Below are 15566 nucleotides of genomic sequence, written 5' to 3'. Positions count from 1 at the left end.
ATGCGGATCGAGGACGTGTGGCCACTGTCGCCACTACAGGAAGGCTTGCTGTTCCACGCCGGATACGACGAGGACGCCCGCGACGTGTACGTCGTCCAGGGCGTCGTCCACCTGACCGGCGCACTGGACCCCGAGGTGCTGCGAGCCTCCTGGCAGGCCCTGCTGGACCGGCACGCCGGCCTGCGCGCCGGGTTCCAGCGGCGCGGGTCCGGCGACCCGGTCCAAGTCATCGCACGGGGCGTCGAACTGCCCTGGAAACAGGCCGACCTGTCCGCGCTGGCCCCGGCCGAGGCCGAGGAGGAAGCGGGCCTGCTGGCCCGCGGCGAACGCTCCCGCCGCTTCGACCTGGAGACGCCGCCACTGCTGCGGCTGCTGCTGGTGAGGCTCGGCACCGGACACGACCAACTCGTGATCACGGTGCACCACCTCGTCATGGACGGCTGGTCGCTGCCGGTGCTGTTCGACGAACTGTCCCAGGTCTACGCGGCCGGCGGGAACCCGGGCGTACTGCCGCCCGTCACCTCGTACCGCGACTACCTGGTGTGGCTGAGCGGCCGCGACCGGGACGCCGCCCGCGAGGCATGGCGGCGGGAACTCGCGGGCCTGGACGAACCGACGCTGGTCGGACCCGCGGGACCGGACCGCGAACCCCGGCTGCCCGCACGCGTCGCCACCCGCCTCCACGGCGAGCCCGCCGCACGGCTGAGCCGGGTGACCCGCGACCTCGGCGTCACGACGAACACCGCCGCACAGGCCGCATGGGGACTGCTGGTCGGGCAGCTGACAGGGCGCGACGACGTGGCGTTCGGCGCGATCGTGTCCGGACGGCCCATGGACCTGCCGGGCGTGGAACGGATGGTCGGGCTGTTCATCAACACCGTCCCCGTACGCGTCGCCACAGCACCCGCCGACACCCTGGCCGCGACCCTGACACGACTCCAGGACGCCCAGTCCGCACTGCTGGACCACCACCACATCGGCCTCGCCGACATCCAGCGCGCCGCCGGACAGGGAGCGGTGTTCGACACCCTCCTCGTCTACCAGAACTACCCACGCGACTCCGAGGGCCCCTTGCGCCTCGCCGGTCTCGACGTCGCCGGAGGCGGCGGCGAGGACGCCTCGCACTACCCGCTCACCCTCGTCGTCACCCCCGTCGAGGACGCGCTCGAACTGCGGCTGGACTACGGGCCCGACGTCTTCGACGAGCAGACCGCGTGGGCGCTCATGGGCCGCCTGGTGCGCATCCTGGAACACCTGGCCACCGCCCCGGACACCCGCATCGCGGACCTCGACACACTGTCCGCCGAGGAACGGCGGACGGTCCTGTACGGGTGGAACGACACCCGCCGTGCCGCCCCCGCCGGCACGATCGTGGACCGGTTCGAGGCACAGGCCGCGCGGACCCCGGACGCCGTCGCGGTCGTCGGACAGGACCGGTCGTGGACGTACGCGGAGCTGAACGCGCACGCCAACGGGGTGGCGTACGAGCTGATCGGCCGGGGAGTCGGCCCCGAGGACCTGGTCGGCGTCCTGCGGGAGCGGTCGGCCGAACTGGTGCCGGTCCTCCTGGGCGTGCTCAAGACCGGTGCGGCCTACGTGCCGCTGGACCCCGCCAACCCCCAGGGGCGCCGCCGCTCCGTCGTCGCCGAGGCGGGGGTGTCGGTCGTCGTCACCGGCGCGGACCGGTTCGCCCCGGCCGAGCACAACCCCGGCATCCGGATCTCGCCCGCGAACCTGGCGTACGTGATGTACACCTCGGGCTCCACCGGCGTCCCGAAGGGCGTGGCCGCCACCCACGGCAACGTGGTGGCGTTCTGCCTCGACGCGGCCTGGACCGAGGACGTCACCGCGTGCGTCCTGTTCCAGGCCAACCACGCCTTCGACGCCTCCACCTACGAACTGTGGACACCCCTGCTGCGCGGCGGCCGCCTCGTCGTCACCCCGCCCGGCCCGGTCGACGTGGCCGAACGCGCCCGGCTGATCGCCGAACACCGCGTCACCAACGTCCACGCCACCGCGGGCCTGTTCGGCGCGCTCGCCGAAGGAGCACCGCACCTGTTCACCGGCGTGCGCGAGGTCTCCACCGGCGGCGACGTGGTGTCGGCCACCGCCGTCCGCACCCTCCTCGAAACCCATCCCGGCCTGGTCGTCCGCACCACGTACGGCCCGACCGAGACGACCGCGTTCACCACCCAGCTCGCCTTCACCGCCAGCGAGGGAGTCCCGGCGACGGTGCCGCTCGGCCGCCCGATGGACAACACGTCCGCGTACGTCCTGGACCGCTTCCTGCGCCCCGTCCCACCCGGCGTCGTCGGCGAGCTGTACCTCACCGGCACCGGCCTGGCACGCGGCTACACCGGACGCCCGGCGCTGACGGCGGAACGCTTCGTCGCGTGCCCGTTCGACCCGGCCGACGGCCGCATGTACCGCACCGGCGACCTCGCACGCTGGGGGACGGGCGGGCTGCTGATGTTCGCGGGCCGCGCCGACGCACAGGTCAAGATCCGCGGCTTCCGCATCGAACCCGCCGAGGTCGAGGCGGTCCTCGGCGCCCACCAGGCCGTCGCCCGCGCGACCGTGATCGCCCGCGAGGACACGCCCGGCACCAAACACCTCGTCGGCTACGTCGTGCCCGCCCCGCACACGGCCGTGGACGTGGCGGCACTGCGCGCGTTCGTGGCCGACCGGCTGCCGGACTCCATGGTCCCCGCGGCGATCGTGCCGGTGGACGCGATACCGGTCACCGCCAACGGCAAGGTGGACCGGGCGGCACTGCCCGCCCCGGACCTCGCCGCCCCGCTCGCCGGACGCGCCCCCGCCACCCCGGTCGAAGAACTCCTGTGCGGACTGTTCGCCGACGTCCTCACCCTGGACACCGTGGGCCCCGAGGACTCCTTCTTCGCCCTCGGCGGCGACTCCATCACCTCGATGCTGGTGGTCGCGCGAGCCCGGCGCGCGGGCGTACGGATCACGGCACGCCAGCTGTTCGAGCACCGCACCCCCGCTGGCCTGGCGAGCGTCGCCGAACCCACCGACCAGGACGGCGCACGGGAACCGGACGACGACCCGCTCGGCACCGTCCCCCTGACCCCCGCGATGCTGGACATGGCCGAACGCACCGACCTCGCGGGCCGCTTCTCCCAGGCGACGGTGATGACCGTGCCGCCCGGACTCGACCACGACCGGCTGGAGACGGCCCTCCAGACCGTCGTCGACCACCACGACTCACTGCGAACCCGCCTGCACCGCACCGCCGACGGCACCTGGAGCCTGGAGACACCACCACCCGGCACCGCGGTCCGCATCCACCGCGTCGCCGCCACCGGCCCCGGGACCTGGGACGACCTGATCGCACGAGAAGCCGAACGCGCCGCCGCGGAACTCGACCCGCGAGCAGGCGTGATGCTGCGCGCCGTACGCCTCGACGCCGGACCCCAGACCCCCGGCCGACTGCTGCTCGTGGCACACCACCTGACGGTCGACGGCGTCTCCTGGCGGATCCTCCTCTCCGACCTCGTCACCGCCTGCACGACCCCGGACGCCCGACTCGCCCCCGTCGGCACCTCCTTCCGCACCTGGGCCCGGGAACTCGCCGCCCAGGCGACCAGCCAGGCCCGCGTCGACGAACTCCCGGCCTGGCGCGACATCCTCGCCGGCCCCGACCCACTGCTGGGCTCCCGGCGCCCCGACCCGGCCCAGGACTCCCTGGCGGCCGGAATACACGCCATGACCGTGACCCTGCCCCCCGACACCACCACCGCACTGCTCGACGGCGTGGCCACCGCCTTCCACACCGGGCCCGACGCCGTCCTGCTGGCCGCCCTGGCCGCAGCGGTGGTCGGCCGACGGCGAGCCCATGGCACCGCCACCGGCGGACTCCTGGTCGAGATCGAGGGACACGGGCGCGAACCACTGCGGCCCGGCATGGACCTGACCCGCACGACCGGCTGGTTCACCAGCGCGTACCCCGTACGCCTCGACACCGGCGCCATCGACCTCTCCGGCGTACGCTCCGGCGGCCCGGCGGTCGACGTACTGATGAAACGCGTCAAGGAACAACTGCGCGCCGTCCCCGCCGACGGCCTCGGCCACGCCCTGCTGCGCCACCTCAACCCGGCCACCGCCCCGGTACTGGCCGCACTGCCCAGGCCGCAGATCCGCTTCACCTACCTGGGCCGGTTCCCCGCACCCGGCCCCGGCAGCGCCCCGAGCGGCCTTGGCGAGTGGCGGCCCGACGGACAGCTCCTGGACGGAGGCGCGACGGCGGACACGGCCGTCACCCACACCCTCGACGCCACCGCCGTCGTCCACGACCTGCCCGACGGCCCGCACCTGACCGTGTCGGCGGTCAGCCCCGCCGGCTTCCTGGACACCCCAGCCCTGGAAAACCTCATCGTCGACTGGGCCGCCATGCTCAACGGCCTCGCCGCGCACATGGCCGCCCCCGGCAGCGGCGGCCACACCCCCTCGGACTTCCCGCTCGCCGAGATCAGCCAGGACGAACTGGACGAGTTCGCGGCGATAGCGGAGGCGTTCGAGGACCGAGGACTGCCCACCTGAACGACTGGCCACCCGAACACCGTCCGGAGGACACACCGGTGAACAAATCAGCGCTCGCCGAGGTCTGGCCGCTGTCGCCGCTCCAGGAGGGCCTGCTCTTCCACGCCCAGTACGACGAGCACGCCCGCGACGTCTACGTCGGCCAGCACGCCGTCCACCTCGACGGCCCCCTGGACCCGGCAGTGCTGCGCGCCTCCTGGGAGGCGCTGCTGCGCCGCCACGCCAACCTGCGCGCCGCCTTCCCACGGCGCCGCGCCGGCGCCCCCGTCCAGATGATCGTCCGCGCCCCGGCCCTGCCCTGGCGGGAAGCGGACCTGTCGGACCGCCCACTGCCGGAGGCCGAGGCCGAGGCCGACCGGCTGGCCACCGAAGAACGCGCCCGGGGCTTCAATCTCGCGGCCCCACCCCTGCTGCGGCTCCTGCTGATCCGCCTGGACGGCACCAGGTACCGGCTGCTGGTCACGATGCACCACATCGTGCTGGACGGCTGGTCCCTACCGATCCTCTTCCAGGAGCTGTCGCAGGTGTACGCGGCGGGCGGCGACCCGTCCGGCCTGCCACCGGCAGCCTCGTACCGCGACTACCTGGCGTGGCTCAACCGCCAGGACCGGGACACGGCACGCACCGCGTGGGCCGACGCGCTCACCGGGGTCACGGAACCGACGCTGCTCGTCCCCGACGGCCAGGACACCCCCGCACCCGTTCTCCCCCACCACCTCAGCACCCGCACCGGCCCGGCACTGGCAGGCCGGCTTCGCGACACCGCGCGCACTCTCGGGCTGACCCTCAACACCCTCGTACAGGGCGCCTGGGGACAACTGCTCGGCACCCTCACCGGCCGCACCGACGTCGTGTTCGGCGCCACCGTCGCCGGACGCCCGGCGGAACTGCCCGGCGTCGAGCGCATGCTCGGGCTGTTCATCAACACCCTTCCGGTCCGGGTCACGCTGGATCCCGCGCGCCCGCTCACCGACACCCTCGCCGAGGTGCAGTCCCGGCAGTCCCGACTCCTCGCCCACCAGCACCTCGGCCTGGCAGAGGTCCAACGCGCCGCCGGACCGGGCGCCACCTTCGACACGCTGATCGTCTACGAGAACTTCCCCGGCGACCCGTCGGAGCAACGCATCCCGGGCGGCCTCGACATCACCCAGGTGGGCGGCGATGACGCGTCGCACTATCCGCTCACCCTGGTCGTCTCGCCGGGGGACGACATGGAGCTGCGGTTGGACTATCGGCCCGGTCTGTTCGACGAGGGGGCGGCGCGGGGGCTGTTGGACCGACTGGTGAGTGTCCTGGACCAGTTCGCTGCCGACCCGCGGAAGCGGACGGGGGCGGTGGACCTCCTGAGCGAGGTGGAACGGCGGTTGGTGGGGGAGTGGAACGACACGGGGCGTGTGGTGTCGGGTGGGTCGTTGGTGGAGTTGTTCGAGGCGCAGGTGGTGCGGTCGCCGGATGCGGTGGCGGTGGTGGGGCAGGGGGTGTCGTGGACGTACGGGGAGCTGAATGCGCGGGCGAATGGTGTTGCGTACGGGCTTATGAGGCGGGGGGTTGGGTGCGAGGACTTGGTGGGGGTGCGGTTGGAGCGGTCGGCTGGGCTGATCCCGGTGTTGTTGGGGGTGTTGAAGGCGGGTGCGGCGTATGTGCCGTTGGATGTCGCGCTTCCGGAGGGGCGGTTGGTGTCGATCGCGGCGGGGGTGTCGGTGGTTCTCACCGATGCCGATGTGTTCGAGCCGGTGGTTGGGAATCCGGGTGTGAGGGTGTTGCCGGGGGCGTTGGCGTATGTGATGTACACGTCGGGTTCGTCGGGGGTGCCGAAGGGTGTGGCGGTCACGCACCGGAACGTGGTGGCGTTCTGCCTGGACAGGGCCTGGGCCGAGGATGTGGTCGAGTGTGTGCTGTTCCAGGCGAACCATGCCTTCGATGCCTCGACGTACGAGATCTGGGTGCCGTTGTTGCGGGGCGGGCGGCTGGTGGTTGCTTCGGCGGGGGAGGTGGATGCGGCTGAGCGGGGTGTGTTGATTGCTCGGCATGGGGTGACGAATGTGCATGCGACGGCGGGGTTGTTCCGGGTGTTGGCGGAGCAGGCGCCGGAGATTTTTGCCGGGGTGCGGGAGGTGTCCACGGGCGGTGACGTGGTGTCCGCGTCGGCGATCCGGACCTTGCTCGCGGCCCATCCGGGTCTGGTGGTGCGCAGTACCTATGGGCCGACGGAGACGACTGCGTTCGTCACGCAGGTTCCGTTCAGCGCGGGGGATGAGGTGCCTGCGGCGGTGCCGATCGGCCGCCCGATGGACAACACCCGCACCTATGTCCTGGACGGCGCGCTGCGTCTCGTACCGCCGGGTGTGGTGGGTGAGTTGTATGTCGCGGGTGAGGGTGTGGCGCGTGGGTATGCGGGTCGTCCGGGGTTGACGGCGGAGCGGTTCGTGGCGAGTCCGTTCACCGATGGCCGGATGTACCGCACGGGGGACCTGGCCCGCTGGAGCGCGGACGGTGTGCTGGAGTTCGCGGGGCGTGCGGATGAGCAGGTGAAGATCCGGGGTTTCCGGATCGAACCGGCCGAGGTCGAGGCCGTGTTGAGTGCGCACGGGAGTGTGAGGCAGGCGGCGGTGATCGCCCGTGAGGATCAGCCCGGCGTGAAGCGGCTGGTGGCCTATGTCGTGGGTGGCGACGAGTCCGCTCTGCGGGAGTGGGCGGCCGAGCGGCTGCCGGACTACATGGTTCCGGCCGCGTTCGTGACCGTGGACGCGATCCCGCTGACCCGGAACGGCAAGCTCGACCGTGCCGCGCTCCCCGCCCCGGACCTGGCAGTCCGCACGACCGGCCGTGCCCCTGCCACCCCCACCGAAGAGGTGCTGTGCGGCCTGTTCGCCGAAGTCCTCGGCCTGGACCGCGTCGGCGCCGACGACTCCTTCTTCACCCTCGGCGGCGACTCACTCCTTGCCATGCGCCTCATCGCCCGCATCCGATCCGTGCTCGACACCGAGGTCGGCATCCGCGACCTGTTCACCGCACGGACCGTGGCGGAGCTGGGCAGGTTGGTGCGGGCCGGGCAGACCGGCAGTCGCGCCGCCTTGCTCCCCGGTAAACGTCCACAGACCCTGCCGCTGTCGTACGCGCAGCAGCGGATGTGGTTCCTCAACCGGCTGGAGGAGGCCGGTGCAGGCGCCGGCTACAACGTGCCGCTCGCCCTGCGGCTGTCCGGTGATCTGGACATCGCGGCCCTTGAGGCGGCGTTGGGCGACGTCGCCGACCGGCACGAGAGCCTGCGTACCCGCTACCCGCACGACGAGGGGGTGCCGCGCCAGGAGGTGCTGGGCGGTGCGGAGGGACGCCCGCGGTTGCGTACCGACGAGATCCGTGAGGAGGCGCTGCGCCCGGTCCTCGGCGAGGAGTTGGGGCGAGGCTTCGACCTGTCCAGGGAACTGCCGTGGCGGGTACGGCTGTTGACGGTGTCGTCGACGGAGTCGGTGTTGGTGGTCGTGGCGCACCACATCGCCGTCGACGGCTGGTCCATGGGCCTGCTGCTCAGCGACCTGAGGACGGCCTACGCGGCGCGCGTGCACGGCAGCGCGCCGAACTGGGCTCCGCTGCCCGTCCAGTACGCCGACTACGCCCTGTGGGAACGCGAGGTTCTCGGCGGCCTCGACGACTCCGGCAGCCTGCTGTCCGGCCAGCTCGGCCACTGGCGGCAGACCCTGACCGGACTCCCCGACGAACTGCCGCTGCCGGCCGACCGACCGCGGCCGGCCGTGGCGTCGTTCCGGGGCGGCGCGGTGCCGGTCGACGTGGACGCCAGGACCCACGCCCGGCTGGCGGCGCTGGCGCAGCGGGGCGGCGCCACCGTGTTCATGGTCGCGCAGGCGGCGCTGGCGCTGCTGCTGGCGCGGCTGGGCGCGGGCAGCGACGTCCCGGTCGGGACGGTGGTGGCGGGGCGCGGCGACCCGGCGACGGAAGACCTGGTCGGCTGCTTCCTCAACACGCTGGTGCTGCGCACCGATGTGAGCGGCGACCCGTCCTTCACCGAACTGCTGGCCCGCGTCCGGGACACCGACCTGGCCGCGTACGCCCACCAGGACCTGCCGTTCGAACTCCTCGTGGACGAGCTGAACCCGCCGCGCTCCCTGGCCCGGCACCCGCTGGTCCAGGTGGTGCTGAACTTCCAGAACATCCCGCGCGGCGACGAGCCCTGGCAGCTTCCCGGGGTGCGGGTCACCGCCGTACCGCCGGACGAGGGCACGGCAGCCCGCTTCGACTTGTCGGTCACGCTCGGGGAACGCCGGGATGCCCAAGGCGCTCCCGCCGGGCTCGTCGGCGACATCCAGTACGCGGCCGACCTGTTCGACGAGCCGACCGTCCACGCGCTGGCGGCGCGGCTGGTCCGCGTGCTGGAGCAGGTCGCGGCGGACCCGGCCGCGACGGTCGGCCGGATCGACATCCTGGACGATGCCGAACGGCTCCGGGTCATACGCCGGCCCGCTGGACAGACCGTCCCCGAGACCACCCTGCCGGAGCTGTTCGAGCAGTGGGTGGCACGCGACCCGTCGGCGACCGCGGTGACCTGCGACGGCACCACCCTCACCTACACCGCACTGGACACCCGCGCGAACCGCCTCGCCCACGAGCTGATCGCCCGGGGCATCGGCCCGGAGAGCCGCGTCGCAGTCCTCATGGAGCGCTCCCTCGACCTGGTCACGGCGCTGCTCGGGATCGTCAAGGCGGGCGCCGCCTACGTTCCCGTCGACCCGGCCTACCCGGCGGAGCGCATCGCGTACACGCTGACCGACGCGCGGCCGTCCCTGGTCGTGTGCACCACCACGACCACACCCGCGGAGCCGGCGGGCATCGCCACCCTGGTCTGGGACACCCCGGCGACCGCCGCCGCCCTGGCCGCCCGGCCCGCCACCGCCCCGACCGACACGGACCGCCGCACGCCGCTGCGCCCCGCCCACCCCGCCTACGTGATCTACACCTCCGGCTCGACCGGCCGCCCGAAGGGCGTGACGATCCCGCACGCCAACGTGGTCCGGCTGCTGACCGAGACCCGGCAGTGGTTCGCGTTCGGGCCCGACGACACCTGGACCCTGTTCCACTCCTACGCGTTCGACTTCTCGGTGTGGGAGATCTGGGGCGCGCTGCTGCACGGCGGTCGCCTCGTCGTCGTACCCCACGAGACCTCCCGTACGCCGGACCGGTTCCTGGAACTGCTCGCCGCCGAAAGCGTCACGGTCCTCAACCAGACCCCCTCGGCCTTCGCGCAGCTCATGGCGGCCGACGCCGGACACCCCCGCGACGACCTGGCACTGCGGTACGTGATCTTCGGCGGCGAGCCCCTCGAACCGGGAACGCTGAGCGACTGGTACCTCCGCCACCCCCAGCCCGTACTGGTGAACATGTACGGGATCACCGAGACCACCGTGCACGTCACCCACCAGCCCCTGGACGCCGAGCTGTGCGCCTCCCGGCCCGGCAGCGTCATCGGCGGCCCCATCCCCGACCTCGGCGTCCACGTCCTGGACGACTGGCTGCGGCCCGTACCGCCCGGCGTGACCGGCGAACTATACGTGTCCGGCCGCGGCCTGGCGCGGGGCTACCTGGACCGGCCGGGACTGACCGCCGAGCGCTTCGTGGCCTGCCCCTTCACCGGCGGCCGCATGTACCGCTCGGGCGACCTGGCCCGGTACCGCGCCGACGGGACGCTGGAACACCTCGGCCGCGCCGACCACCAGATTCAACTGCGCGGATTCCGCGTCGAACCCGGCGAGATCGAGGCCACGCTCACGGCCCACGACCAGGTGGGCCAGGCCGCGGTCATCGCCCGCGAGGAATCCGGGACACAGCGACTCGTGGCGTACGTGGTCCCCCGCTCCGGCGCGGATCCGGTGGAGGGCGCGGACCTGCGGGCGTTCGCGGCGGCGCGGCTGCCGGAGCACATGGTCCCGGCGGCCGTCGTCCAGCTGGACGCCCTCCCGGTCACCGTGAACGGCAAGCTGGACCGAGCCGCCCTCCCGGCCCCGGACTTCGCGGGACTCGCCCGCGGCCGGGCGCCACGCACGCCCACCGAGGAGGTTCTGTGCGGGCTCTTCGGCGACGTCCTCGGACTGGCCCGCGTCGGGGCCGGCGACTCGTTCTTCGACCTCGGCGGCGACTCACTCCTCGCCATGCGGCTGCTGGCCCGGGTCCGCGCGGCACTGGACACCGAGGTCGGCATCCGCGAACTCTTCGCCGCACCCACGGTCGAGGCCCTGGCCCACCTGGCCGAGGAGGGTCACGGCACCACGCGGACCGCCCTGGTCGCCCGCCCGCGCCAGGACGCGCTTCCGCTGTCGTACGCGCAGCAGCGGATGTGGCTCCTCAACCAGCTTGAGGAGCCGGACCAGTCCGCCGCCTACAACGTGTCATCCGCACTCCGGCTGTCCGGCGATCTGGACGTGGCGGCCCTCGATGCGGCGCTGGGCGACCTCGCCGAACGTCACGAGAGCCTGCGCACCGTCTTCCCCGAGTCCGACGGCGCACCGCGCCAGGAGATCACCGGGGACCGTCCGCCGCTGCGCACCGAGTCGGCCGCGAAAACGGCCGTGCCGCAGCTCGTCGCGGACGAGACCGGGCGCGGGTTCGACCTCACGGTGGAACTGCCGTGGCGGGTACGGCTGTTGACGGTGTCGCCGGTGGAATCGGTGCTGGTGATCGTCGCGCACCACATCGCGGTCGACGGCGTGTCCATGGGCGTACTCGCCCACGATCTCGGGGAGGCGTACGCCGCGCGGAGCGCCGGCACGGCCCCCGCGTGGGAGCCCCTGCCGGTCCAGTACGCGGACTACGCGCTGTGGCAGCGCGAAGCGCTGGGCGACCTCCAGGACGCCGACAGCGTGATCAGCGAGCAACTCGGCTACTGGCGTACGGCGTTGGCGGGCATCCCCGAGGAACTGCCCCTGCCGGCCGACCGCCCCCGGCCGTCGACGTCGTCGTTCCGGGGCAGCGCGGTTTCGGTCGAGGTGGACGCGGAGGTGCATGCGCGTCTGTCGGAGGTGGCGCGGCGGCATGGCGTGACGATGTTCATGGTGGTGCAGGCGGCGCTGGCGGTGTTGCTGTCGAAGGTGGGCGCGGGCACCGACATCCCGCTCGGTACGGCGGTGGCGGGGCGTGGTGACGCCGAGGTCGAGAGCATGGTCGGGTTCTTCGTCAATACGTTGGTGCTGCGTACGGATGTGAGTGGTGATCCGTCGTTCGTGGAGTTGCTGGGGCGGGTGCGGGAGACGGACCTGTCTGCCTATGCGCACCAGGATGTGCCGTTCGAGCGGCTCGTGGAGGAACTGAACCCGGCGCGCTCGTTGTCCCGGCACCCCCTCTTCCAGGTGATGCTTGCGGTCGACGACGCGGAGGGGCAGGGGGAGCCGTGGACACTGCCCGGCGTGGACGTGGCCCCGATGGCCGGGGGTGCGACGGCGGTCGCCAAGTTCGATCTGTCGGTTCACCTGGAGCACCGGCATGAGGATGGAGCGGCTGCCGGTATTGCCGGTGTGATCCAGTACGCGGACGATCTGTTCGACGAGGCGACGGCTAGGGGGTTGGCGGATCGGTTTGTTCGGGTGTTGGAGCGGGTGGCTGGGGATCCGGGGGTGCGGGTGGGGGATGTCGAGGTGTTGTCGGAGGTGGAGCGTCGGTTGGTGGTGGGGGAGTGGAACGACACGGGGCGTGTGGTGTCGGGTGGGTCGTTGGTGGAGTTGTTCGAGGCTCAGGTGGTGCGGTCGCCGGATGCGGTGGCGGTGGTGTCTGGGGAGACGCGGTTGACGTATGGGGAGTTGAATGCGCGGGCCAATGGTGTGGCGCGGGTGTTGATGGGGCGGGGGGTTGGGCGCGAGAACTTGGTGGGGGTGCGGTTGGAGCGGTCGGCTGGGCTTGTTCCAGTGTTGCTCGGTGTGTTGAAGGCGGGGGCGGCGTATGTGCCGTTGGATACCGCGCATCCGCAGGAGCGGTTGGCGTCGATCGTGGCAGAGGCGGGAGTGTCGGTGGTTCTCACCGATGCCGATGTGTTCGAGCCGGTGGACGACAACCCGGGTGTCAGGGTGTCGCCGGAGGCGTTGGCGTACGTGATGTACACGTCGGGTTCGTCCGGGGTGCCGAAGGGTGTGGCGGTCACGCACCGCAACGTGGTGGCGTTCTGCCTGGACGGCGCCTGGACGGACGACATGGTCGAGTGCGTGCTGTTCCAGGCGAACCACGCGTTCGATGCTTCGACGTACGAGATCTGGGTGCCGTTGTTGCGTGGTGGCCGGCTGGTGGTGGCCCCGGCTGGGGATCTGGACGCGGCCGAGCGGGGTGCGTTGATCGCCGCGCATGGGGTGACGAATGTGCATGCGACGGCGGGGTTGTTCCGGGTGTTGGCGGAGCAGTCGCCGGAGATCTTTGCCGGGGTGCGGGAAGTGTCCACGGGCGGTGATGTGGTCTCCTCGTCCGCGATCCGGAACCTGCTCGCGTGCCATCCGGATCTGGTGGTGCGCACCACGTACGGGCCGACGGAGACGACTGCGTTCGCGACGCAGGTCCCGTTCACCGCCGGGGACGAGATACCTGCGGCGGTGCCGATCGGTCGCCCGATGGACAACACCCGCGCCTACGTGCTGGACGGTGCGTTGCGTCTCGTACCGCCGGGTGTGGTGGGTGAGTTGTACCTCGCGGGTGAGGGTGTGGCGCGTGGGTATGCGGGTCGTCCGGGGTTGACGGCGGAGCGGTTCGTGGCCTGTCCGTTCGGCGAGGGCCAGATGTACCGCACGGGGGACCTGGCCCGCTGGAGCACGGATGGTGTGCTGGAGTTCGCGGGGCGTGCGGATGAGCAGGTGAAGATCCGGGGCTTCCGGATCGAACCGGCCGAGGTCGAGGCCGTGTTGAGTGCGCACGGGAGTGTGAGTCAGGCGGCGGTGATCGCCCGTGAGGATCAGCCCGGCGTGAAGCGGCTGGTCGCCTATGTCGTCGGCGATGTGGACGAGGCGGAGCTTCGCCGGTACGTCGCGGACAGGCTGCCGGACTACATGGTGCCGTCGGCGTTCGTGACCGTAGACACGATCCCTCTCACCAGGAACGGCAAGCTCGACCGCGCCGCCCTCCCCGCCCCGGACCTTGCGGTACGGACGACCGGCCGCGCCCCCGCCACCCTCACCGAGGAACTCCTCTGCGGCCTGTTCGCCGAGATCCTCGGTCTGGACCGGGTCGGCGCCGACGACTCCTTCTTCACCCTCGGCGGCGACTCCGTGATGTCGATCCTGGTCGTGTCCCGGGCCCGCCGCGCGGGTGTCGTGATCTCGGCGCGGCAGGTGTTCGAGCACCGCACCCCCGCCGCCCTCGCCCGCGTCGCGGGACTGGCAGGCGAGGCGGCGGAGCAGTCCGAGGACGTGGCGACAGGGCCGGTTCCGCTGACCCCGGGGATGCTTGAGGTGAAGGAGCGGTCGGGTGCGGCGGCGTTGAGCGGGGCCTTCTGCCAGTCGACGGTGGTGAGTACCCCGGCGGATCTCACCCCGGAGCGGCTGGAAGAGGCGCTGCGCACCGTCATGGGCCGGCACGACATGCTCCGCGCCACTCTCGTCACCCCCGACGACGGTGCGTGGACGCTGGAGGTGCCGTCCGCGACCGAACGGATCTCCGTACCGCGGATCGACGCTGCCGGGCTGGACGCGGAAGAGTTCGACCGGTTGGTGGACGCACGGTCCTGGGACGCCGTGGCGGAGATCGACGCGGCGGCGGGTTCGATGCTGCGGGCCGTCTGGTTCGACGCGGGACCTGATGCCCCGGGACGGCTGCTGCTGGTGGCACATCACCTCGTCATGGACGGCGTCTCCTGGCGGATTCTGCTCCGGGACCTGGTCGCCGCGTACGAGGCCCCTGACACGGAGTTGGCGCGGACGGGCGCCTCCTTCCGCCGCTGGGCACGGCAGTTGGCCGCGCAGGCTGTCGGCCGGCGCAGGGTGGACGAACTGCCCGAGTGGCAGCGGCTGCTCGCCGGTCCGGACCCGGTGCTGGGCAGCCGTCCGCTGGATCCGCGCCGGGACACCGTCGCCGCCGGAACCCGCCGCACCGCGCGCACGCTGTCCGAGTCGGTCACCGCGGCGCTGCTGGACCGGATACCCGCGGACTTCCAGACGGGGACCGACGAGGTGCTGTTGGCGGGCCTGGTAGCGGCCGTGGCCGAGTGGCGGCGCCGGCGCGGCGCGGGCACGGGCGGCGGGCTGCTGGTCGACATCGAGGACCACGGCCGGGAACCGCTGACCGCGGACCTGGACGTCACCGGGACCGTGGGCTGGTTCACCGGTTCGCACCCTGCACGGTTGGACACGGGCGCCGCGGATTTCTTTGGAGTACGCTCGGGCAAGGCAGCGGTAGGTCTGCTCATAAAGCGTGTCAGGGAACAATTGAGGGCAGTTCCTGGTGACGGTCTCGGATTTGGTCTCCTGCGTTATCTGAATCCGGCCACCGCCCCGGTTCTGGCCGAATTACCGACGGCCCGCATCGGCTTCAACTATGTGGGCCGAATGGTCATCGACGCGCCCCCTGGCGAATCCGGAAAGCCTGATTCCGTAACTCTCTGGCAGCCTGTCGGTGAAGCGGCGCTGGGCGGTGCCGCCGAGGCCGGCATGGCCGCCATGCACGAGCTGGACGCGGGCGCCCTGGTCCGCGACCAAGTGGCCGGATCAGCGCTGGATCTCACCCTGACCTGCCCTTCCGGGCTGTTCACCGAGCCCGAGCTGGCCGAGCTGGCCGACGGCTGGGCGGCCATGCTCACCGGAATCGCCGCGCACGTCACCGATGCGGCCGGCCCCGGCCACACGCCGTCCGACTTCGCGCTCGTCTCACTGGAGCAGGACCAGATCGACGAGATCGCAGGGCAATTCCTCGGTGAATCGGGCCAGGCGGATCCCTGGTCATTTGGACAGGCTCGATGAAATACCGCACGTAGATATACCGTCCGTTGCAGGCGGGTCTGAGAGCCGAGGCGAGGGGGACGCTATGACCGG

2 protein-coding genes are annotated in these 15566 nt (G+C 72.0%); both read left to right on the top strand.

Features of this window, described 5'->3' with window-relative positions:
- Positions 1-4560, top strand: a complete 4560-nt coding sequence (locus tag ACLZOT_RS39440; RefSeq protein WP_416974028.1) for an amino acid adenylation domain-containing protein — start codon at positions 1-3, stop codon at positions 4558-4560.
- A gap of 38 nt (positions 4561-4598) precedes the next feature.
- Positions 4599-15494: an amino acid adenylation domain-containing protein gene (locus ACLZOT_RS39435; RefSeq protein WP_416973995.1), complete on the top strand. Its 10896-nt coding sequence runs from the start codon at positions 4599-4601 to the stop codon at positions 15492-15494.
- The last annotated feature ends 72 nt before the right edge of the window (positions 15495-15566 follow it).

The organism is Streptomyces sp. 4F14 (assembly GCF_048159485.1).
Lineage (GTDB): Bacteria > Actinomycetota > Actinomycetes > Streptomycetales > Streptomycetaceae > Streptomyces.
This window is presented reverse-complemented; position numbering and strand designations above follow the sequence as displayed.